The sequence below is a fragment of the Mesorhizobium sp. B2-9-1 genome (assembly GCF_006439455.1).
Taxonomy (GTDB): domain Bacteria; phylum Pseudomonadota; class Alphaproteobacteria; order Rhizobiales; family Rhizobiaceae; genus Mesorhizobium.
In genome coordinates, this window is sequence record NZ_VFTP01000010.1 from 113,580 (window position 1) to 136,674 (window position 23,095).

Sequence of the window (23,095 nt, forward strand, 5' to 3'; positions counted from 1 at the left end):
CCAAACGCATTCCCCCTGCTATTCTCTCAGCGAAAATAATTTTACACACAGGCAAACTTGTTTCTCGCTCGGAGGAGGGTTTTAGATGAGCCAGCCGCCCTACCCCGCCGTCCTGTCCGGACCGCCCAAGCCGAGCCTGATCCTTAGGCCCGGCCAGATCAGCCTGCCGCCGGGGATGGAGCGATATACCGTCCAGGGCAATGGCGCCGCGTTGATCGATGTCGAGGCCGGTGACAGCGTCAGCGTGAGCAATGTCGAAGGCGGCCAGCCTTGCGAGCTGCTGGCCTGGGACAAATCAGGCGCTACGGATCCCGGCATTTTCGGCGAACGGTCGAACAGCAACGCCGCCGGCATCAAGGCGCTGCTTGCCGAAGGCGACGACAGCCTCTCGGCGCAGCGCCTCAGCCTCGAGCGCCGCAACGTGCAGCTCGATCAGCCGAAGGCCGTGCGTGTGTTCGGTGGCGCCACGCCGGCCGGCACCGAGCAGAGCTTTGCCGTCCAGCGCGACGGCGCGTTGCTGATCGCGGCGCCTGGCGGGCCGATGCTGGTCGACGGCCACAACACCGCGACGCCGCTGACCGTCCTGGTGCGGCGCGCCACGATCCGCCTGAAGAACAGGTCGCAGCTTCCCGATCCGCTTGCCGATCCGGTGCTCGACCTTCGGGTGAAGTCGGCGACCGCAGAGGCCTATTTCGTCAAGGCCGGCGACTATCTGCAGATCATCGATGTCGATGGCCGGCAATGCACCGACTTCCAGTGTTTTTCCGCGCGCAAGCTGGACAAGGGGCGCGACCTGCCGCTGGACGTGACGACGACCCGCACGCTGATGGGTTCGGCCTATCCGATGCCTGGCCTGCATTCGAAATATTACGACCAGGACATGGAGCCGCTGGTCGAGGTGGTGCAGGACACGTGCGGCAGGCACGACGCCTTCGCGCTCGCCTGCGCCGCCAAATATTACGACGACATCGGCTATCCCGGACACACAAATTGCTCGGAGAATTTCAACAAGGCGCTCTCGGACAAGGGTGTGACGCCCCGCCCCGGCTGGATGGCGATCAACTTCTTCTTCAACACGGCGATCGACGCGCATGGCGTGATGGTGTCGGACGAGCCGTGGTCGCGGCCGGGCGACTATGTGCTCTTGCGCGCCCTGACCGACATCGTCTGCGTCTCCTCGGCCTGCCCGGACGACACCACGCCCGCCAATGGTTGGGATCTCACCGATATCCATGTGCGCGCCTATTCAGGCCAGCACAAATTCTCGCGAGCGATCGCCAGACGCATGAAGCCCGATTCGGAACCGAAAATGACCCGCGAGACAGCCTTTCATTCGAGCTTTGCCAAGCACACGCGCGACTTCGTCGAATACCGAGGTTATTGGCTCGCCAATTCCTTTGCCAAGGAAGGCCCCATCGCCGAATACTGGGCCTGCCGGCAGGCCGCGGTGATCATGGACCTGTCGCCGCTGCGCAAATTCGAGGTCACCGGTCCGGATGCCGAAGCGCTGCTGCAATACACGCTGACCCGCGACGTCAAGAAGCTTGGGGTCGGCCAGGTGATCTATACGGCGATGTGCTACGAGCATGGCGGCATGATCGACGACGGGACGTTGCTCAGGCTCGGCAAGGACAATTTCCGCTGGGTCGGCGGCGACGATCTTTCCGGCGAATGGCTGCGCGAGACCGCGAAGAAGCTCGGCCTCAACGTGCTCGTGCGCTCCTCCACCGACCAGATGCACAACATCGCCGTCCAAGGGCCGAAGAGCCGCGACATCTTGAACGAAGTGGTCTGGACCTCGCCCGTGCAGCCCTCGATCGGCGAGCTCGAATGGTTCCGCTTCGCCGTCGCGCGCATCGGCGGCGGCAATGGCGTGCCGGTCGTGGTCTCGCGCACCGGCTATACGGGCGAGCTCGGTTACGAGATCTGGTGCCATCCGCGCGACGCCGAAAAAGTGTTCGACGCCGTCTGGGAGGCCGGCCAGCCGCACGGGCTGAAGCCGATGGGCCTGCAGGCGCTCGACATGGTGCGCATCGAGGCGGGACTGATCTTCGCCGGCTACGAATTCTCCGACCAGACCGATCCGTTCGAGGCCGGCATCGGCTTCACCGTGCCGCTCAAGACCAAGGCCGACGACTTCATCGGCCGCGACGCGCTGATCCGGCGCAAGGAGCATCCGCAACACAAGCTCGTCGGCCTCGACATCGATGCCAATGTCGCCGTCGGCCACGGCGACTGCGTCCATGTCGGCCGCGCCCAGATCGGCGTCGTCACCTCCGGCATGCGCTCGCCGGTGCTCGGCAAGACCATCGCGCTGGCACGGCTCGACGTCGCCCACGCCGAGATCGGGACGGAGGTCGAGATCGGCAAACTCGACGGCCACGCCAAGCGGCTGCCGGCGCGGGTCGTCGCCTTCGCCCATTACGATCCGCAGAAGACCAAGCCACGTTCCTGATAGCGGCAACCCTTGCCTTCTTCCGTTGTGGGAGCAGGCAAGCGCATGTTTCGCAAGCGCGATGTGCATGACATCCACAAAACGCTTGACGCGAAAGCGCGTCGGATCAATCTTCACTCTTAAGAAAAAAATACGACTGAGTGGAAACACGACAGGCCGACGCCGATTTGCCGGGGAGCAAGCTTCGCAAGAGCCGAAGCATCGCTGGCGGGGAACAACAAAAAGGGGAAGACACAAGATATGAGCACGATAAGCACGGCCCTCGAGCAGCCTGTCGAAAGCAAGCTGCTCAGGCATATCGACTGGCGCGGCGCCTTCTGGGTGGCAAGCGGCGTTCCAGCGCTGGTCCTGTTCTCGATCGGCGGCATTGCCGGCACGACCGGAACACTGGCCTTCCTGATCTGGACGGTGTCCATGATCATGGGTTTCCTGCAATCCTTTACCTATGCCGAAATCGCCGGCCTGTTCCCGAACAAGTCCGGCGGTGCCTCGATCTATGGCGCCACGGCATGGCTGCGCTATTCCAAGTTCATCGCGCCGCTATCGGTGTGGTGCAACTGGTTCGCCTGGTCGCCGGTGCTGTCGCTCGGCTGCTCGATCGCCGCCGCCTACATCCTCAACGCGCTGGCGCCGATCCCGGCCTTCACCGAGACATCGCCGGAAGTCATCGCCTACATCGCCGCACATGCCGGGACGGCGCCTGCCGACGCCATCGCCGCGGTGGCGGCTGCCGCTACGCCCGCGATCCGCACATGGTCGCTGTTCAGCCATACGCTGGGTCCAGTGTCCTTCACCTTCAACGCCACCTTCTTCATCGGCGCGGTGCTGATGCTGATCATCTTCGCGATCCAGCATCGCGGCATCCTCGGCACGGCCAATGTGCAGAAATACATCGGCCTTCTGGTCATCATCCCGATGCTGATCGTCGGCGTCGTGCCGATCTTCACGGGCCAGATCGACTGGGCGAATTTCTCGCCGCTGGTGCCGTTGGCGGCCGCCTACGCGCCCGACCCGGGTTCGTGGAACATCGCCGGCTGGACGCTGGTGCTGGGCGGCATGTTCATCGCGGCATGGTCGACCTACGGCTTCGAGACGGCCGTCTGCTACACGTCGGAGTTCAAGAACCCCGGCACCGACACGTTCAAGGCGATCTTCTATTCCGGCCTGCTCTGCATGCTGCTGTTCATCCTAGTGCCCTTCACTTTCCAGGGCGTGCTCGGCCTGAATGGCATGCTGGCGACACCGATCGTCGACGGCTCGGGCGTCGCCGACGCGCTGGCCGGCATGGTCGGCGGCGGCAAGCTGATCCACAGCCTGCTGGTCATGCTGATGATCCTGGCCCTGGTGCTGTGCATCATGACGGCGATGGCCGGCTCCTCGCGCACGCTCTACCAGGGTTCGGTCGATGGCTGGCTGCCGCGCTATCTCAGCCACGTCAACGAGCATGGCGCGCCGACGCGGGCGATGTGGACCGACCTCTGCTTCAACCTGATCGTGCTGGCCATCGCCTCGGCCGACGCGACGAGCTTCTTCTTCATCCTCGCCGTGTCGAATTGCGGCTACATCATCTTCAACTTCCTCAACCTCAACGCGGGTTGGATCCATCGCATCGACAACGGCCACATCAATCGTCCCTGGAAGGCGCCGACCTGGCTGCTCGGCATCGGCGCGATCTTCGCCTATGTGAACGCCATCTTCATGGGCGCCGGCGCCAAGGTGTGGAACCCGATGGCGCTGTGGGCCGGCCTGATCACCGCTGCCTTGATCATCCCGGTGTTCTGCTTCCGCCACTACATCCAGGACAAGGGCAAGTTCCCCGAACACATGCTGGCGGACCTCGGCATGGCGGGGGCCGACCTCTCGGTCAAGAAGGCGGGCATGCTGCCTTACCTGACGCTGATTGCCGGCGTGGCGGTGATGCTGATCGCCAACTGGGTGTTCGTCATCTGACACGGCAGCCTGAAGACAGACGGGCGCGCCTCGGCGCGCCCGTTCGTTTTTTGCCGATCGCCTCGATCTCTGCATCAAACCGGCCTTTTGGACCGCCTCGCTTTCAAAGAGCCGATCTTCTGGACGCTTCGGGCCGAGATTCTCGCGCAGCGTCGAACCTTCGTCGCGTTGCCGAAAAGCAATTCTGTTTTGCCGAAATCTTGCCCCAGCCCCCGCGGACCTTTGATGCAGATCATCCGCCACCGGCTTTCACCGATGGCGGATGATGCAGGTTGCCACGTCTATTTCTATTCCGCAGCCAAGGCCAGCTGCGGTCTTTCGATGCCTTCGACCTTCTCCGGCTCGGGTGCCTGCTCGTCGGCCTTGGCCTTCTTCGGCGCGCGTCCGAAGAACAGGGCGTAGCCGGCCGGCAGCACCAGGATGGTGAGCACGGTGGCAACGAGGATACCGCCCATCATGGCGTAGGCCAGCGGCCCCCAGAAGACGCCGCGCGAGATCGGGATCAGCGCCAGGACGGCGGTCAGCGCGGTCAGCATGATCGGCCGGAAGCGGCGCACGGCTGCACCCACGATCGCTTCCGATCGCTCCATGCCGGCGGCGATATCCTGGTCTATCTGGTCGACCAGGATGATCGAGTTGCGCATGATGATGCCGAGCAGCGCGATGACGCCGAGGATGGCGACGAAGCCGAACGGCGCGCCGCTGATCAGCAGCGCCGCGGCGGCGCCGATGATGCCGAGCGGACCGGTGGCCAGCACCAGCATCGACTTACCGAAATGCTGCAGCTGGACCATCAGGAGCACGACGATGACGGCGAGCATGATCGGCGCCTTGGCGGCGATCGAGGCCTGGCTTTCGGCCGAATCCTCGGCGCCGCCCTGGATCTCGACCTTGTAGCCCGGAGCGAGACCGGCGCGCAGGTCCTTCATGTTGTTGTACATCTTGGTGACGACGTCGTTCGACTGCACCCCATCCGGCAGCGTGGCGCGCACGCTGATCGTCGGCAAGCGGTCGCGCCGCCATTCGACGCCCTGCTCCATCACCGGCACGACCTTGGCCACTTGCGAGAGCGGCACTGAGCCGCCGAAGTCGGTCGGGATATAGACCGAGTCGACTGAAGAGAGCAGGTGACGGGTCGCCTCCGGCTCGCGGGCGACGATCGAGACCGTCTCCTCGCCGTCGCGGAAGTCGTCAAGCGGCGCGCCGGACATGGTGGCCTGCAGCATCTGGCGGATGCGCTGCGAGGTGACCCCGAGGGCGCGGGCACGATCCTGGTCGATCACCAGCTTCATCGCCGGCACCGGTTCCAGCCAGTCGTCGTGGATGGCGCCGAGCAGCGGATTGGCCTGGAACCTCGCCTTCACCTCGTCGGCGATACGGCGCACCTCCTTGCGGTCCGGGCCCATGACGCGCATCTGCACCGGCCAGCCGGTCGGCGGACCGAGGAAGAGGCGGTCGACCTTGGCGCGGATCGAAGGGAAGTCCTGCGCCAGGATCTTGCGCATCTTGACGATCAGCCGCTCGCGCGCCGGCTCGTCCTTGGCCATGACCAGGAGCTGGGCGAAGTTCGGGTTGCGGAGCTGCTGGTCGAGCGGCAGGAAGAAGCGCGGCGCGCCTTCGCCGATGTAGGTGGCGATGAAGCGCTTGTCCGGATCGTCCGCCATCTTGCCCTCAAATGACCTGGCCTGGTTTTCGACATCCTTGATCGAGGTGCCTTCCGGCAGCCACAGGTCGACCAGGATTTCCGGGCGCGAGGATTGCGGGAAGAAGTTCTGCGGGATGAACTGGAAGGCCCACAGGCTGGTGGCGAAGGTAACCAGCGTCATCACCAGAACGATGATGCGGTGGCGCACGGCCCAGGTGACCGTGGCGCGCAGGCGGCGATAGAAGCCGGTGTCGAACACGTCGTGATGGGTGCCGGCATGCTTGCGCTGCTTGAGGATCATGTAGCCCAGCCACGGCGTGAAATAGACCGCGACGAACCACGACACGACCAGCGCGATGCCGACGACATAGAACAGCGTGCGCACATATTCGCCGGCGGTGGAGGCGGCGAAGCCGACCGGGATGAAGCCGGCCGTGGTGATCAGCGTGCCGGTCAGCATCGGGAAAGCGGTCGAGGTGTAGGCGAAGCTTGCTGCCTCGATCTTGACCAGCCCCTCCTCCAGCTTTCGCTCCATCATCTCGACGACGATCATGGCGTCGTCGACCAAAAGGCCGAGCGCAATGATGAGCGCGCCGAGTGAGATGCGCTGCAGGTCGATGCCGATCTCGTACATGATGGCGAAGGTGGCGGCCAAGACGAGCGGGATGGCGATGGCGATCACCAGGCCCGAGCGCCAACCGATCGACAGCAGCGAGACTGCAAGGACGATCAGCAACGCCTCGCCGAGCGCCTCCATGAATTCGCTCACCGCGTCTTTGACGACCTGGGGCTGGTCGGAGATCTGATCGACCGACACGCCGTAGGGCAGCCCTGCCTCGAAGCGCTGATAGGTCGCCTCGACATCCGTGCCGACGTCCCTGACGTTAAAACCCTTGGCCATGACGACGCCGAGCTGGACGCTCTGATGGCCGTTGAAGAGGTATTTGTTGTCATAAGGATCCTGGAGGCCGGAAGAGACCGTGGCGATGTCGCCGAGGCGCGTCACCTGGTTGCCCGAGCGCAGCCTCAGCTCGCGGATATCCGCGGCCTTGGTGACATCGCCCTCGACCGAGATGCGCACCGAGCGCAGGCCGGTGTCGACCGAGCCCGCCGGGTCCACGGCGTTCTGCCCTTTCACGGCGTTCTGCAGGTCGAGGATGGTCAGGCCGCGCTCGGCCAACGCCTTGGACGAGACGTCGATATAGATCTTCTCAGGCTGGTCGCCGATGATGACGGCCTTCTCGACGCCCGGCGTCGTCAACAACATGTCGCGCGCCTGGATGGCGAACTTCTTCAGCTCCGGATAGGTGAAGCCGTCGCCGCTGATCGAATGCAGCGTGATGAAGGTGTCGCCGAACTCGTCGTTGAAATAGGGGCCGAGCAGGCCCTGCGGCAATTCATTGGAGATGTCGCCGACCTTCTTGCGCACCTGGTAGAAGGCGTCCTTCACTTCCTCGGTGTTGGTGTCGCCCTTGACCTGCAAGGTGATGATGGCGCTGCCGGCGCGGGTGTAGGAACGGACGAAATCGAGATGCGGCGTTTCCTGCAGCTTGCGCTCGATCTTGTTGACGACCTGATCCTCCATGTCCTGGATCGAGGCGCCGGGCCAGATCGCCTGCACCACCATGACGCGGAAGGTGAAGTCGGGGTCTTCCTTCTGGCCCATGCGCATCAGGCCGAGCGCGCCGGCAAGGATGATCAGCCCGAACAGGAATCGCGCGATGCTCGGATGTCCGATCGCCCAACGCGAAAGATTGAAGGGCCGCTTTTCAGTGCTGCTGTCGCTGGTGGTCATGGCACACTTCCAGTCCAATTGATCGGCAAGGCACGCCCGCTCGGCATGCCGCTTCCAGTTCGGTGGGCTTCCGGGCGGCGAGGCCCCTCAAGCGGAGAGAGACTCGCAAATCGCGCTTGACGCGGCACTGCTGCGGGGGAGCCAACATGCCGGCATCTCACGATAGGGGCGTTCGCCGCCCGGAACCCATGCTTTCCCCGGCTCGCGGCGCAGGCAGCGAGAGCGGGAAAGGCGTTCGTCACGCCTGACTTCAGGTTTTAGTTCGATGCATGTCGTTGTCCCAAAACCGCTTCGCACTTTTGGGCGACAAGCATCAGTGCAGGCTGCTGGTGGTCGCGACGTCGTCCTCCGCCGAGGCGGATTGCTGAGCGTCGCTTGCAAGCTTGACCTTCAGGTTCTCGGTCATGAACTGTGTGCCGGCCGCCACCACGACGTCGCCCTTTTTGAGGCCGTCCGCCACGGCGACGCCGTCGGCAGTGAAGTTGGCGACCTTGATCGGGCGCGGATGGACTGTGTCGGAGGCGCGGTCGACCGTCCAGACGATCTGCTTGCCATCCTTCTCGGTCATCGCGGTCAGCGGGATCGACACGAGCTGCGCCTTGCTGCCGACGGTTGCCTCGACATTGGCGGTCATGCCGAGCAGCACGCGCGGATCGTTGGGCAGCGAAACCCGGACAGCGAAGGTACGCGACTGCGGATCGGCGCTGCCGGCGACCTCGCGGACCTTGCCGTCAAGCGTCAGCCCTTCGTCCGACCAGAAGCTCGCCTTGACTTCCTTGCCGGGCTTGAACCCTGCAATATCCATCTCCGGCACCGCGATCGAAACTTCCTTCTCGCCGTCCACCGCGACCGTCATGACCGGCGTGCCGGCGCCGACCACCTGGCCGACATCGGCGGAGATGGCGGTGACGATGCCGGCCTGGCTGGCCTTGAGATCGGTGTAATGGACCTGGTTCTGCGCCTGGGCCAGCGTCGAGCGGGCGGCATCGCGCGTCGCCACGGCCTGGTCGTAGGCCAGCCGCGCCTGATCGAGCTGCGACTTCGGCGCGAAGTTCTTGGCATAGAGCTGCTCGGCGCGCTTCCTGGCGAGATCGACGGTTTCGACCTGGCGTTCGGCGGCGTCTAGGCTGGCCTGCGCGCTCTTCACCGACAGCTCGTAGTCAGACGGGTCGACGCGGGCGAGCACGTCGCCTTCATTCACATGCTGGCCGATATCGACCAGACGCTCGGTGACCTTGCCGGCGATGCGAAAGCCGAGGTTCATCTCGGTGCGGGCGCGCACCGAACCGGAATAGTCGAGTTGGCGGGTGGTCCGCGCCTCGCCGATCTCGACCACCTTGACCGGCCGGACGACTTCCTGAACGACCTCGGCCTTTTCCTGGCTGCAGCCGGCAAGGGCAAGCGCGGCGACGACGATGCCGATGGCGGGAAGGCCGGTGGCCGGCAGCCTGCGGAGGATGGAACTGGACAAAGACACTTTAGCACTCCCGAACTGGAGATGATCTGTCGACCGCACGCGGCGGGCGGCTTCTATTTCAAGGCTCTGATGGCGTAGTCGATAAGTTCGTCGGGCATTGCCCGGTTGGTCTTGGCAAGGCACTGCGCCACCATCTGCGGGTGGCACAGAATGACGGTGGCGGCGCCGAAGCAGCGCGCGGCGGTTTCAGGATCCTGCTGCCTGAACTCGCCTGCCTCGATGCCCTCGCGGATCACCTCGGCGAACAGGTCGTGGATACTGTTGACGTGCTTGTCGATGACGGACCAGTCGCGCTCCAGCGCGACGATGACCATCTCATGCACCTTCTGCTCGTCCAGCATGGTCTCGAGCGTCATCTTGTACTGGGCATGAATATAGCGGCTCAGTCGCTCCTCGGCGCTGATCGGGAGGTGCATGATCTCGTAGGCCATGTTGTAGCTGGCGCCGAGCATGCGGCCGCAGACGGCCTGGTGGATTTCGACCTTGGAGGCAAAGAAGCGGTAGATGTTGGCGGGCGACATGCCGAGCTCGCGAGCGATGTCGGCAACATTGGTCTTGCCGTAGCCATAGTGGCGGAACAGGCGCTCGGCGCAGTCGAGAATGCGGGTCACATTCTCCTGTCTGGCGGGGTCTGCCACGATGTTGGCGGCTTCTGACATAGCGCTTTCGTTTTGATGAGTGACGAATTTCAATTTTCATCAGTCGTAAAACGAAAGCGGCGAGGAGTCAACGCGAAATCGACGTACGCGTATAATTTGGTGACAGATGGTGACAGGAACAAGCATGCGATGAGCGATGACGACCTCACAGGTGCCGGCGAAAATTGTCGGAGTCCTGGGGCTGCGCTCACACCCCCTTCGCCATCTCCCGTAGCCGGAACTTCTGGATCTTCCCCGTCGACGTCTTCGGGATTTCGGCAAACACCACCGCCTTCGGCACCTTGAAGCGCGCCAGCAGCCCTCGGCAGTGCTCGATGATCTCGGCCTCGGTCGCGCTCTTGCCGGGCTTCAGCTCGACATAGGCGACCGGGATCTCGCCCCATTTGTCGTCCGCGCGGGCAACCACACCGCACGAGGCAACCGACGGATGTCTGTAGAGAGCGTCCTCGACCTCGATGGACGAGATGTTCTCGCCGCCCGAGATGATGATGTCCTTCGAGCGGTCCTTGAGCTGGATATAGCCGTCCGGATGCATGACGCCGAGATCGCCGGAATGGAACCAGCCGCCGGCGAAGGCCTCGTCGGTCGCCTTGCGGTTCTTCAGATAGCCCTTCATGACGATGTTGCCGCGGAACATCACCTCGCCGATGGTCTCGCCGTCGGCCGGCGTCTCGGCCATCGTCCCGGGATCCATCACCGCAAGACCTTCGAGCGCGGCATAGCGCACGCCCTGGCGCGCTTTCTTCTGCGTCCTCGGTCCCTTCTCCAGCGCGTCCCACTCATTGTGCCATTCGTTGACGACGGCCGGGCCGTAGGTTTCGGTCAGGCCGTAGAGATGGGTGACGGCAAAGCCGGCATCAGCCATGCCGGACAGCACTGCCTCCGGCGGGGGCGCTGCGGCGGTGTTGAAGGTGACGGTCTGCGCGAACTGCCGCTTGTCCTCGTCCTTCGCGTTGATCAGCACCGACATGACGATCGGGGCGCCGCACAGGTGCGTGACGCCGTGGTCGGCGATGGCGTCGTATATCGGCTTCGCCCGCACCCAGCGCAGGCAGACATGGGTGCCGGCCTGCACGGCCAAAGTCCAGGGAAAGCACCAGCCGTTGCAATGGAACATCGGCAGCGTCCACAGATAGACCGCGTGCTTGGCCATGCCGGCATGGATGGTGTTGGTATAGGCCATAAGCGCCGCGCCGCGATGGTGATAGACGACGCCCTTCGGATTGCCCGTGGTGCCGGAGGTGTAGTTGAGCGAGATGGCGTCCCACTCGTCATCGGGCATCGACCAGGCGAAAGCCTCGTCGCCGGCGGCGACGAACTCCTCGTAATCAGCTGAGCCAATCCGTTCGCCCTTCGGATAGGGCGCGTCGGCGGCATAGTCCGGATCGTCATAGTCGATGACCAACGGCTTCATCTTGGCCAAGGCCAGCGCGTCCTTGATGACGCCCGAGAACTCGCGGTCGACGATCAGCACCTTCGAGTCGGCATGGTCGAGCTGGAAGGCGATGACGGCGGCATCGAGGCGGGTGTTCAGCGAATGCAGAACCGCCTTGGTCATCGGCGCGCCGAAATGCGCTTCCAGCATCGGCGGCGTGTTGGACAGCATCACTGTCACCGTATCGCCTTTGCCGATGCCGTGCTTCGCGAGCGCCGAGGCAAGCTTCAGCGAGCGACGCCAGAAATCCCGGTAGGTGATGCGCTGGCGGCCATGGATGATGGCGACATGGTCGGGATAGGTCTTGGCCGCGCGCTCGAGATAGGTGAGCGGCGTCAGCGGCTGGTGATTGGCGGCGTTCCTGTCGAGATCCTGTTCGTAGGGATTGGCCATCCCATTCTCCCCGATGATCTTTTCGAACTTTCTAACCTTAGGGCCGCCGTCACGCTATCCCCCCTTCGTGGCTGAAAATGCTATGCTGCGCCGGCTTGGTGGAATGGCGATCCGGATTGCGCCGCACCGCTAGGCGATCGCCGCTCACGCATGCAAATTTGACTTTTGTCGAGAGCCGTGACTAATGTCAGCCGAGGAGGCGGCATGGCGATCAGACCGGCAGAACAGCTCATCCACAAGGCCGCCTGGCTTTACTACGCGCACGGCCTGCGCCAGGACGAAGTGGCGAGTCAGCTCAACATTTCCCGCGCCTCGGTCGCCATGTATCTGCGCAAGGCGCGCGAGACCGGCATCGTCAACATCTCGACCTCGACCCAGCTCTTCACCGACGACGTCATGGCGCGACGGCTGGAAGATGCGTTCGATCTCGACGCCGTCTGGATCGCGCCGGAAAATGCCTACCTTGCCGATCCTTCGACCGATATCGCCGTGCTGGCGGCGAGCGTCTTTCTCGAGCTGGTGAAAAAAGGCGACCGCATCGGCGTCGCCTGGGGCCGCACCGTCTACACCATCGCCGACATCATGTCCTATGCCGACCTGCAGGACGTCACCGTGGTGCAGCTCTGCGGCAATCTCGGCGCGCCCTATTCCTACCGGCCCGACCAGTGCACGATGGAGATCGCGCGACGGCTGAATGCCAAGGGCCTCAACTTCTACGCCCCGCTGGTTCTGTCGACCGAAGGCCTGGCGCAAGGTTTGCGCGCCGAGCCGGTGATCCGCGACCAGTTGGCCGGCATCGCCGATTGCGATCTGGCGCTCTATTCCGTCGGCGCGGTCGACGCCGACAGCCATCTGGTGAAATGCGGCGCGCTGTCGCCGGCCGAGATGGAAACGCTGCGCAGCCAAGGTGCCGCCGGCGTCATCGCCGGGCAGATCATCGACGCCATGGGCGAAGTGCTCGACTGCAGCTACAATAGGCGCGTCATTTCCGCCGAGCTCGCCTCGCTATGCGCCATCGAGAAGCGCCTGATGGTGGTGCAGGAAGACACCAAGTTCGAGCCGCTGCTTGCGGCAATCGCCGGCCGGCTCTGCACGCATCTGGTGGTCGGCGCGCATATGGCCGAGCGCCTGCTGCATCACGCCGGCACGGCGAGCAAAAAGGCCTCGTAGAAAACCACCCTCGCCGCTTCTGTCATCACGACGTCGCGGCCTTCTGTTCATGAGCAAGAAAAGACGGAATCGGACGGATCGACATGCAGAACCTTTGGAATGACGCCGACGCGGAAAAGATGGTTGCCGACTATGCCAGGAAGGGCGTCGGCCGCGACCTTGCGCTACGCGTCTACACGACCCGGCTGCTCGGCGGCGAGCCGCGCCTGGTGCTGCATGGCGGCGGCAACACCTCCTGCAAGACCAAAGCCACCGATCTGGTCGGCGACGAATGGGACGTGCTCTGCGTCAAGGGCAGCGGTTGGGACATGGCCGTCATCGAGCCGCAAGGCCTGCCGGCGGTGAAGATGGGCGCGCTGCTCAAGGCACGCTCTCTGGACAAGCTCTCCGACGAGGACATGGTGGCGCTGCAGCGCTCCAACCTCATCGATCCGTCCTCGCCCAACCCGTCGGTCGAAACGCTGCTGCATGCCTTTCTGCCTCACCGTTTTGTCGACCACACGCATTCGACGGCGATCCTGGCCATCGTCGACCAGGAAGACAGCAAGCCGCTGATCAAGACCGTGTTCGGCGACAAGATGGGTTACGTGCCCTACATCAAGCCGGGCTTCGACCTCGCCAAGGCCGCGGCGGAAGTCTTCGATGCCGACCAAAAAGTCGAGGGCCTCATCCTCGACAAGCACGGCATCTTCACCTTCGGCGACGATGCCAAGCAGGCCTATGACCGCATGATCCACTATGTGACCATGGCCGAGGACTATGTCGCCAGGAACGGCAAGCCGCAGCCGGCCAAGGCAGCGCTGCCGGCGAAGCTTGCCAAGCCCAGCGACATCGCGCCGATGCTGCGCGGCGCCGTTGCCGTGGCGCGCGGCGAAGGCCGCTTCGACCGCATGATCAGCGACTTCCGCACCTCGGACGCGATCGTCGATTTCATCAACACCGCCAAGATCGCCGAGCTGGCAGGGCGCGGGGTGTCGACGCCGGACCTGTCGATCCGCATCAAGACCGGGCCGATGGCGGTGCCGGCGCCCGACGCCGACAAGCTCGGCGATTACAAGGCTGCCATCCGCAGCCATGTCGACGCCTTCGTCAGGGACTACACCGCCTATTTCGAGACCAATGACGCGCTGGACGACGTCAAGCGCACCATGCTCGACCCGATGCCGCGCCTGACGCTGGTGCCGGGCCTCGGCATGTTCGGCCATGGCCGCACGCTGAAGGAGGCCAAGATCGCGTCGGATGTCGGCGAGATGTGGATCGAGGCGGTGCGCGGCGCGGAAGCCATCGGCAATTTCCATCCGCTCTCCAAGGCCGACCTCTTCCCGCTCGAATACTGGTCGCTCGAGCAGGCCAAGCTCGCTTCGAACAAGCCGAAGCCGCTGACCGGCCAGGTGGTGCTGGTCACCGGCGGCGCCGGCGCCATTGGCGCTGCGACGGCAAAACTGTTCGCGGCCAATGGCGCGCATGCAGTGATTGTCGACCTCGATCCCGCCAAGGCGGCGGAAGCGGCGAAGGCGGCCGGCAACAACTCGATTGGCGTCGGCACCGACATCACCAATCCTGCCGAGATGCTCGCCGCCTTCGACAAGGCGGTCACCATCTATGGCGGCGTCGACATTCTGGTCTCGAATGCGGGTGCAGCCTGGGAAGGCCGCATCGGCGAATTGGACGACGCCGCGCTGCGCAAGAGCTTCGAGCTCAATTTCTTCGCTCACCAGTCGGCGGCGCAGAACGCGGTGCGCATCATGCTTGAACAGGGCACGGGCGGCGTGCTGCTGTTCAATACCTCGAAGCAGGCGATCAATCCCGGCCCAAAATTCGGCGCATATGGCATCCCGAAAGCCGCGACATTGTTCCTGTCGCGGCAGTATGCGCTGGACTACGGCTCCTATGGCATCCGCTCCAACGCGGTCAACGCCGATCGCATCCGCTCGGGTCTCTTGACCGACGCGATGATCGCCAGCCGTTCCGGCGCGCGCGGCGTGTCTGAGAAGGAATACATGTCCGGCAATCTGCTGGGACAGGAAGTGACGGCCGACGACGTGGCGCAGGCCTTCCTGCACCAGGCGCTGGCCGAGCGCACCACCGCCGATGTCACGACGGTGGACGGCGGCAACATCGCGGCGGCGTTGCGCTAATGCCAGTCCTGTAAAACGGCAGGCTTGCGGGAACGCCCCTTTGTAGCTACATTGTAGCTGAAAAGGAGTCGGAAATGGCAACAGATACGGTAGTCCGCGCTCGGATCGATAGCGCAACCAAGGATCAGGCCACGGAAGCCTTGGCGGCTATGGGCCTGTCGGTTTCCGACGCCATTCGCATACTGCTGGTCCGTGTCGCCGCCGACAAGGAATTTCCCTTTCCGGTGAAAGTCCCGAACGCAACGACACGAAAGGCGATGGCCGAATTGGAAAAGGGTAAAGGCAAGCGTTTCGCCTCGACCGACGAGTTGTTCAAGGATCTGGAAATCTGACATGTTGATCCCCGTTCGCTCCGGGCAATTTCGCCGGGATGTGAAGCGTATGGAGAAGCGTGGCAAAGACCTTGGCAAATTGCGTGAGATATTGGGTCTCCTGATCGGCGAACATGAACTGCCGCCGATTTACAAGGACCACCCGCTGAAAGGCGAATGGAAGGGCTATCGCGATGCTCACATCGAACCGGATTGGCTTTTGATCTACCGCGTTGCTAATGACGAACTGCAGCTTGCACGAACCGGTTCTCATTCGGACCTTTTCAACGAGTGAGGGCCGCGACTGACGGTGGCAACATCGCGGCCGCGCTGCGCTGACTAGGCAATGGCACCCACTCCTGGAGCGGTTCGTCGTTCTACGAAAACGAAGACATCCCCGTGTTGACGCGGTTTCGGACTGAAGGCCTCCTTCTGCTGAAGAACTGCTGGACCCCGTCAAAATCCACTCCAATCCTTCGCGTAATGCTCAGCCAGTTCAAGGGGCGCCTGACGTTTCACATGCGGCTCCAACGTTGATCATTGGTGGAGCTCCAGATGGCGGCTACAAGACTTCGTATCGGCGTGCTCTTCGGCGGGCGCTCCGCCGAGCATGAAGTATCGCTGCTTTCGGCAACCAACGTCATGGCTGCTTTGGAGCCGGCGAAATACGACGCCGTGCCGATCTTCGTCACCCGCGAAGGGCAATGGCTGCTGAGCCGCTTCGAGGACGGCGCGCTGGCGGCGCCGTCGGCCGGCACGCAGCTCTGCCTGGTGCCGGGCGGCCATGGACGGATGCTGGCGATCCCCGCCGGCGGCGTGCCCCACGAACTGCCCGCCATCGATATCCTGTTCCCGGTGCTGCACGGTCTGCATGGCGAGGACGGCGCGGTGCAGGGCCTGGCCGAGGTGGCGCGCGTGCCGCTCGCCGGCTGCGGCATCCTCGGCTCCGCGGCGGCACTCGACAAGGATATCGCCAAGCGGCTGCTGAAAGCGGCCGGACTGCCTGTGGCGCGCTCGGTGACGATCGGTGAGGGTGCCGCGCCTTCGCTCGCCGAGCTGGAGGACCAACTCGGGCTGCCGCTGTTCATCAAGCCGGCGCGGCAGGGCTCGTCGGTCGGCGTCGCGAAGGTCAACGCCAGCCAGGAATTCGATCGAGCGCTCGAGGAAGCCTTCCTGCACGACCGCAAGCTGCTGGCAGAGGAATTCGTCCGTGGCCGCGAGATCGAATACAGCGTGCTGGAGAGCCCGGCGGGCGAACTCTTCGTCTCGCGGCCGGGCGAGATCGTGCCTGCGGAGAGCCACGGTTTCTACAACTACAACGCCAAATATGTCGACGAGAATGGTGCGGCCTTGATCGTGCCAGCCGAGCTGCCGCAGGAGGTCGAGGATGCCATGCGCGATGCGGCTGCAAGAGCGTTCAGGGCGCTCGGTTGCGACGGCATGGCCCGCGTCGACTTCTTCCTGATGCCGGACATGCATTTCCTGATCAACGAGCTCAACACCATTCCTGGCTTTACCAACATCAGCATGTACGCCAAGGCGATGGCGGCGAGCGGCGTCAGCTATCCGGAGGTCATCGACCGCCTGGTGGCGCATGGGTTGGCGCGCGCCGGCCGGTGAAAAAGACCTGAGGAATTGGACGCGAGTTGCCGTTTGTCTTGGCGCAGGATCTCCGCCCATTTTCGTGAAATCGGCGCAAACGCCGGGAATTGGTTGAAGCCGCCCCAACCTCGTCATTCTATGGCGGAGCAAGGAGCGAAGCGACGCGGCGAAGACCATATTCCATTCCGCGACTTGAAAGCGCCGCCACGGTGCAGAATTCTGCTCCGTTGCACGCCTTGGCGAAAGTAACGGAATGGATTCCAGGGTCTGCGCGACGGAGCTTCGCTCCTGCTCCGCCCTGGAATGACGACCGCGATGGGCGTTTCGGCCAATCTCCAACGCATGCCACCTGACAACGCAAACAGAGCCGACGGGTCAAAATCCTGCGCTGGGGCGACTAGGCCGTCATCGTGGCCACATCACTCCGGCAGGCCGGCCTTGCGGAAGCCGTCGACGAAATGCTCAAGCATCGCGTCGTCGCGGAACGGCTCCGTCTCGACCCAGCGCTGCGTGGAGAAATGCGGATTGCCGACGAGGAACAGCGCGACCTCGGTGCGCGCCTCGTCGAGACGGCCGAGCTGCGCCAGGCTTGCCGCCAGAAAGCGGCGCGAGCTTGTGCGGTAGGTCTCGTCCCGACGCAGCGTCTCGACGGCCGCTTCGTAGTCACGGGCCGCATACTGTGCCTGGCCGAGCGTCAGATAATACCAGCTCGGCGGAAAGGGGTTGAGCCGGAAGGCCTTGCGGATGTGCTCCAGGCCCTCGCCTATCCGCCCGCCCAGCACGTCGATGTCGGACAATGTAGCCCAGATATCGGCCTCGTTCGGATCGAGCTCGATCGCCTTGGCGAATTCCGCCTCGGACCGTTCGAAATCGCGTTCATAGGCGAGAAGGTTCGCCAGAACCCAGCGGCAACCGGCATCGTTGGGATCGATCGCCACGGCCTTGCGCGCCAGTTCCAGGGCCGTGCTGCGGGCGGGCTCGAACGGCTCGCCCCAATGCACCCAGCCCATCCAATGGTTCATGGCCAGCCAGCGATAGGCCTCGGCATAGTCCGGGTCGAGCGAGATCGCGCGCGTCAGCATCAGATGCGCTTCGCGCGCCATTTGCGGCGACTCGTCGAACAGTTTTCGCGCCCGCACGACGAGATCATAGGCTTCGAGGCTCTTCGGCCGGTTGCGCTCCGGCAATGCGCGCAGCCGCCCGAGCAGCGCTTCCACAATCTTGCCTGTCGCCTCGTCCTGAACGGCGAAGATGTCCTCAAGGCCGCGATCGAAGCGCTCGGCCCAGAGATGCTCGCCGCTCAGCGCATCGATCAGCTGGGCATTGATGCGCACCCGCCCCGCGGCGCGCCTGGCGCTGCCCTCCAGCAGATAGCGCACGCCGAGCTCCCCGGCGATGGCGCGCACATCCATGGCCTTGCCCTTATAGGCAAAGACCGAGTTGCGCGCGATGACGAAGAGGCCCGGGATCCGGGAGAGATCGGTGATCAGGTCTTCGGTCAGGCCGTCGGCGAAAGAGTCCTGCTCGGGATCGCTGCTCAGATTGACGAAGGGCAGCACGGCGATCGACGGCTTGTCGGGCAGCGGCAAGGGTTTGCGTGTGGTATCGGGCTGCTCGACGGTACCGGTGAAGCGGTAGCCGACGCGCGGCACCGTGGCGATCCACTCGCCGCCACTGGTCGCCGGACCAAGCAGCTTCCTGAGCTGCGCGATCTGGACGGTGAGATTGCCTTCCTCGACTGCCATGCCGGGCCAGGCCGCATCCATCAGCTCGGCCTTGGCCAGGATTTCACCCGGACGCGCAACGAGCGCCTCGAGCAGCTTCAGCCCACGATGGCCGGCGGCGACGGGAACATCGCCCCGAAGCAGCGTTCCCGCGCCCGGATCAAGCACGAACGGTCCAAAAGCAAAGCGCGATCCCTGCATGCGGCGATCTATAGCCGATTTGGAAGTTCTGAGAACTATTTGGGAGGGCTTAATTACGCCGCCGGCCGCCTGCGGCACACTGCAATCTCAATCAGATCCAGGGTTTTCGAAACCCTCATTCGATGGAGGTTGCCATGAACGATAGCTTCACGCCCTCTACGTGTCTGGCGGCACCGGCAACGCGCTCAAGGCGCGGGCGTTTCAGCCTGGCGGCCTTGCGCAGCCTTATCGCCGAGCGGCGCAAGCAGGCCTATTTCCGCTTCGAGCTCAAGCGCATGGCGACGGACAATCCGCATCTGATCGACGACATCGGGCTGACCAGAAAAGAGGTCGAGGCCGAGATCGCCAAGCTGCCCTTCTGGCAGCGATAAGACCGACTCGGACCGGCTGAAAAGGCAGAGAGCGGCCCATTGGACCGCTCTCTTCATCAGAAACAGGCAAAAACCTTACTTAGCGTTCGGGTTCGGCATCCAGGCAGGCATCGCGACATCGGCATGGGCGAACTGCGGCAGCTTGGCCGACAGGTCCTCCATGTTCTTGATGTCCTTGTCGATCAGCTCCTTCTGGGTGATCAGCGTCGGCGGCACGATGACGTTGTGGCCGGGATCCTCGCCGGCGAGCAACTGCGCCAGCGCACGCACCGAGACCTGGCCGACGACGGCCGGGTTGGTGGCGGCGGTCGCCGCCCAGGCGCTGTCCGGCTCGCGCATGGCGGCGATGTCGGAGGTCGAGATATCGGCCGAATAGATCTTGATGCCCTTGTTCAGCCCCGCCTCGTCGACGGCGATCTTCACGCCCTTGGCGAACTCGTCATAAGGCGCGAACATCACCTTGATGTCGGGGTGCGCCTGCAGCACCGAGCGCGCCTGGTTGGCAACGGAGTTGGCGATCGGGTTGTCGAGCGTGCCGAACATGGCGACCTCGCTGATGCCCGAATATTTCTTTTTCACGTCGACCCAGGTCTCGTTGCGTCGGTCGAGCGGGGCGATGCCGGCGACATAGACATAGCCGGCCTTCCAGCTCTCGCCATTGTCCTTGACCGCCTGCTCGAGCGCGAGCTTCGCCAGGTCGCGGTCGGACTGCTCGACCTGCGGGATCTTCGGGTTCTCGACATTGACGTCGAAGGCGACGACCTTGATGCCGGCATTGACCGCGCGCTGCGCGGCGTCTTTCATCGATTCCGTCAGGCCGTGCTGGATGATGATGCCCTGCACGCCGAGGGCGATGGCCTGGTCGACCATGTCGGCCTGGAGCGCCGCATCCTGTCGGCTGTCCAGCACGCGCAGGTCGACGCCGAGCGCCTTGGCCTGCGCCTCGACGCCGGAGAGATAGGCCTGGAAGAAGTCGCCGGTCGACAGATAGCGCACCAGCGCGATCTTGACGCCGGGCTTATCGAACGGCGCCGGACGGTCCGCGGCAAGCGCCGTTCCCTGCATCAGCAGCGCCGCACCGGCGAGGCCGAGTGCCGCCTTCCCCAAAAGTCTTCTTGTGATGCTCACTTCGTTTTCCTCCATTTGTTATGCCCCGGTCGAAACTATCTCTTGCCCCTGCCGGAAAGGGCGAAGGTGAAGACAAGGGCGACGACAAGCACCGCGCCCTTGACGAAATCCTGCGTATAGTAAGGGGCGTTCATCATCGTCAGGCCTTGCAGCAGGACGCCGACGAACACCGCGCCGACAGCCGTGCCGAAGGCGTTTGGCTTGGCGGCGCCGAGCACCGCGTAGCCGATGAGCGCCGCCGCGACTGCGTCGAGCAACAGATTATTACCCGAGGCGATGTCGCCGCGTCCAAGTCGGGCGGCGAGCAAAATCCCGCCGATCGAGGCAAAAACTCCCGAAATCACATAAGCCCAGATCTTGTATGCCTTGACAGGCGCGCCGGCGAGCTCGGCCGCCCTCTCATTGCTGCCGACGGCATACATCATGCGGCCGAAGCGGGTGTATTCGAGGAAGAACCAGATCAGTACCGCGAGCACGACGAGCACGACGACCGAAACCGGGATCAGGTTCGGGATGAAGAAGTCGACGCGGTGGCGGCCGAGCGCCAGGAACGCCTCGGAGAACTTGCCGTTGGCGACCGAGCCGTCGGGCATGGTCATGCCGGTGGCGATCGAGCGGCCTTCCGTCGGAATGCGCTGCAGGCCGAGCAGCAGGAACATCATGCCAAGCGTCGCCAGAAGATCGGGCACGCGCATATAGACGATCAGCCAGCCATTGATCAGGCCGACGATAACGCCGATGACAAGACAGGCAATAACGGCGATGATGGCGTTCTGCTCCAGCACGACCATGGCATAGGAGGCCGCCATCATGGCGCTGGTGGCGACCGAGCCGATCGACAGGTCGAAGCCGCCGACGACCAGCGTCGCGGTGACGCCGAGCGCCAGCACACCGGTGATGGCCACCGACTGGAAGATGAACACAGCGCTCTGCGGCGAAGCGAAGCCGTCGGCGGCGACCGCGAAATAGGCGATCAACCCGACCAGCAGGACGATGAAGCCGTAGCGGATGGCGTAGTCGCGCAATGTCATCGAACGCTCCCGCGCCGTTGCCTTGCCCGCCAAACTGGAACTCATGCCTGCACTCCAAGTCTCGTCATCCTGCGATCTCACGCCGCGCTGGTGAGCGGTCTGCCGGCCACTTCCGCCAGCAGCCGGTCGAGATCGATGTCATCGTTGCGGTGCTCGCCGACGATCGTGTGTTCCGACATCACCAGGATGCGGTCGGCGGTCTCCAGCGCCTCGTCGATCTCAGTGACGAAGACGAGCGTCGCGCGGCCGTCGGCGCTGGCTCTTAGTTTGGCGGCGATGTCGCGACGCGCCGAAATGTCGACACCCTGGAAAGGCTCGTCGAGGATGAAGAGGCGCGAGGCCTGCGACATCCAGCGCGCCACCATCACCTTCTGCTGGTTGCCGCCGGAGAGCGCCGACAGCTCGTCCTTCTCCGAGCGGCAGACGATACCGAGCTCGTCGATCTGGCGGCGGGCGGCGAGCCACTCGGCGCGCTTCTTCATGACGCCGAGGCCCGACATGCGTTTGAGGAACGGCAGGCTGATATTGCGTTCTATGTTGAAGCCGCCGACGATGCCGCTCGCGGCGCGATCCTTGGCGACGAGGAAGACGCCGGCGGCGATCGCCTCTCGCGCCGAGCCCGGCGCGTAGGGTTTGCCGTCCATGTGCATGCTGCCGGCGAGCGGCCGGCGCACGCCGAAGAGCGTCTCCGCCAAAGCCGTCTTGCCGACGCCGACCAGGCCGGTGATCGCCACCACTTCCCCGGCGCCGAGCGTCATCGAGATCGGCCGCGAACCTTGCGCCAGCCGCAGGCCCTCGGCGGTGAAGACGGCTCGGGCCGAGCTTCTGGCAACGACCTTGTCGAGATGGATCTTGCGGCCGAGCATGGCGTTGACCGCACCCTCATAATCGAGCGGCTTCCGGTCGAAAATGCCGGAGACCACGCCGTCGCGCATCGACACGATGCGGTCGGCCAGTCGCCTGATGTCGGACATCCGGTGCGAGATATAGAGGATGGCGACGCCCTGCCCGCGCAGCCGGTCGATCAGCGAGAACAGCCGGTCGGCTTCGGCGCTCGACAGCGAGGAGGTCGGCTCGTCGAGGATCAGGACCTTGGGCTTGTGCGCCATGGCGCGGGCGATGGCCACCATCTGCCGATCCGCCAATGACAAGTCGCTGACGCGCGCCTTGAGGTCGATGGTGAGCCCCATGCGATCGGCGACGGCCTTGGCTTCGGCTCGGACATTGGCAGGCTTGAAAAGCAGCGACGCGCCTTTGCCGCTCAGCCGGTCGAGCGTCAGATTGGTGGCGACGTCGAGGTCGGCGACCACGCCGTCATTGATGTTCTGGTGCACGGTGACGACGCCGGCGCGAATGGCCTCGGCGGGGGTCTGGGGGTCGAAGGCCTTGCCGGCGAGCCGCATCGAGCCTGCGCCGTGCTCGTAGACGCCGCTGACGATCTTGACCAGGGTGGATTTGCCGGCGCCGTTGGCGCCCATGAGCACGGTCACCTCGCCCGCAAAGAGGTCGAGCGAGATGCCGCCAAGCACCTCGTTCTGGCCGAAGGATTTCCTCAGGCCCTCCACATGGAACACGGCATCTGCGCCCATCCATTCCTCCCGGATCGTGAC

The 23,095-nt window shown here is 64.0% G+C and carries 16 protein-coding genes; 8 read left to right on the forward strand and 8 right to left on the reverse strand.

Annotation, left to right across the window (positions count from 1 at the left end; genetic code table 11):
• The first annotated feature begins 85 nt into the window (after positions 1 to 85).
• Both FJW05_RS18625 and FJW05_RS18630 read left to right on the forward strand, forming a co-directional pair.
• Positions 86 to 2,455, forward strand: a complete 2,370-nt coding sequence (locus tag FJW05_RS18625; RefSeq protein ID WP_140634678.1) for an aminomethyltransferase family protein — start codon at positions 86 to 88, stop codon at positions 2,453 to 2,455.
• Positions 2,456 to 2,695: 240 nt separating this feature from the next.
• A complete protein-coding gene (locus FJW05_RS18630; RefSeq protein ID WP_140634680.1) occupies positions 2,696 to 4,405 on the forward strand; it encodes an APC family permease in 1,710 nt (569 codons plus the stop codon).
• Between the two features lie 287 nt (positions 4,406 to 4,692).
• On the opposite strand, the gene FJW05_RS18635 is transcribed toward FJW05_RS18630, so the two are convergent.
• The 4 genes from FJW05_RS18635 to FJW05_RS18650 form a co-directional block, all read right to left on the reverse strand.
• Positions 4,693 to 7,845, reverse strand: coding sequence for an efflux RND transporter permease subunit (locus tag FJW05_RS18635; protein ID WP_140634682.1), 3,153 nt, complete (start codon positions 7,843 to 7,845; stop codon positions 4,693 to 4,695).
• Positions 7,846 to 8,158: 313 nt separating this feature from the next.
• Positions 8,159 to 9,322: an efflux RND transporter periplasmic adaptor subunit gene (locus tag FJW05_RS18640; RefSeq protein WP_140634684.1), complete on the reverse strand. Its 1,164-nt coding sequence runs from the start codon at positions 9,320 to 9,322 to the stop codon at positions 8,159 to 8,161.
• Positions 9,323 to 9,375: 53 nt separating this feature from the next.
• Positions 9,376 to 9,981, reverse strand: coding sequence for a TetR family transcriptional regulator (locus FJW05_RS18645; protein WP_140543365.1), 606 nt, complete (start codon positions 9,979 to 9,981; stop codon positions 9,376 to 9,378).
• 187 nt (positions 9,982 to 10,168) lie between these two features.
• Positions 10,169 to 11,809, reverse strand: coding sequence for an acyl-CoA synthetase (locus FJW05_RS18650; protein WP_140634686.1), 1,641 nt, complete (start codon positions 11,807 to 11,809; stop codon positions 10,169 to 10,171).
• Positions 11,810 to 12,013: 204 nt separating this feature from the next.
• Here FJW05_RS18650 and FJW05_RS18655 point away from each other — a divergent pair, with 204 nt between their 5' ends.
• The 5 genes from FJW05_RS18655 (at position 12,014) to FJW05_RS18675 (ending at position 17,048) form a co-directional block, all read left to right on the forward strand.
• Positions 12,014 to 12,979, forward strand: coding sequence for a sugar-binding transcriptional regulator (locus tag FJW05_RS18655; protein ID WP_140634688.1), 966 nt, complete (start codon positions 12,014 to 12,016; stop codon positions 12,977 to 12,979).
• 83 nt (positions 12,980 to 13,062) lie between these two features.
• The gene (locus tag FJW05_RS18660; RefSeq protein ID WP_140634690.1) at positions 13,063 to 15,117 is read left to right on the forward strand and encodes a bifunctional aldolase/short-chain dehydrogenase; all 2,055 of its coding nucleotides are present in this window, start codon (positions 13,063 to 13,065) and stop codon (positions 15,115 to 15,117) included.
• Positions 15,118 to 15,191: 74 nt separating this feature from the next.
• Positions 15,192 to 15,449: a type II toxin-antitoxin system RelB/DinJ family antitoxin gene (locus tag FJW05_RS18665; RefSeq protein WP_140634692.1), complete on the forward strand. Its 258-nt coding sequence runs from the start codon at positions 15,192 to 15,194 to the stop codon at positions 15,447 to 15,449.
• Between the two features lies 1 nt (position 15,450).
• Positions 15,451 to 15,723, forward strand: a complete 273-nt coding sequence (locus FJW05_RS18670; protein WP_140543375.1) for a type II toxin-antitoxin system YafQ family toxin — start codon at positions 15,451 to 15,453, stop codon at positions 15,721 to 15,723.
• Positions 15,724 to 15,983: 260 nt separating this feature from the next.
• A complete protein-coding gene (locus FJW05_RS18675; protein WP_140634694.1) occupies positions 15,984 to 17,048 on the forward strand; it encodes a D-alanine--D-alanine ligase family protein in 1,065 nt (354 codons plus the stop codon).
• 401 nt (positions 17,049 to 17,449) lie between these two features.
• Here FJW05_RS18675 and FJW05_RS18680 read toward each other — a convergent pair whose 3' ends face one another.
• A complete protein-coding gene (locus FJW05_RS18680; RefSeq protein ID WP_140634696.1) occupies positions 17,450 to 18,955 on the reverse strand; it encodes a winged helix-turn-helix domain-containing tetratricopeptide repeat protein in 1,506 nt (501 codons plus the stop codon).
• A 134-nt stretch (positions 18,956 to 19,089) separates the two neighbouring features.
• Between FJW05_RS18680 and FJW05_RS18685 the strand changes: the two genes are divergently transcribed.
• On the forward strand, positions 19,090 to 19,326 hold the full coding sequence (locus tag FJW05_RS18685) for a DUF1127 domain-containing protein (protein ID WP_140634698.1): 237 nt from the start codon (positions 19,090 to 19,092) through the stop codon (positions 19,324 to 19,326).
• 75 nt (positions 19,327 to 19,401) lie between these two features.
• Here the strand turns inward: FJW05_RS18685 and FJW05_RS18690 are convergent, their stop codons facing one another.
• From FJW05_RS18690 to FJW05_RS18700, 3 genes are all read right to left on the reverse strand, one after another.
• Positions 19,402 to 20,454, reverse strand: coding sequence for a substrate-binding domain-containing protein (locus FJW05_RS18690; protein ID WP_140634700.1), 1,053 nt, complete (start codon positions 20,452 to 20,454; stop codon positions 19,402 to 19,404).
• Positions 20,455 to 20,489: 35 nt separating this feature from the next.
• The gene (locus FJW05_RS18695) at positions 20,490 to 21,485 is read right to left on the reverse strand and encodes an ABC transporter permease (protein WP_140634742.1); all 996 of its coding nucleotides are present in this window, start codon (positions 21,483 to 21,485) and stop codon (positions 20,490 to 20,492) included.
• A 77-nt stretch (positions 21,486 to 21,562) separates the two neighbouring features.
• Complete coding sequence (locus FJW05_RS18700) at positions 21,563 to 23,074, reverse strand: sugar ABC transporter ATP-binding protein (protein ID WP_140634702.1); 1,512 nt, start codon at positions 23,072 to 23,074, stop codon at positions 21,563 to 21,565.
• Positions 23,075 to 23,095 lie beyond the last annotated feature (21 nt).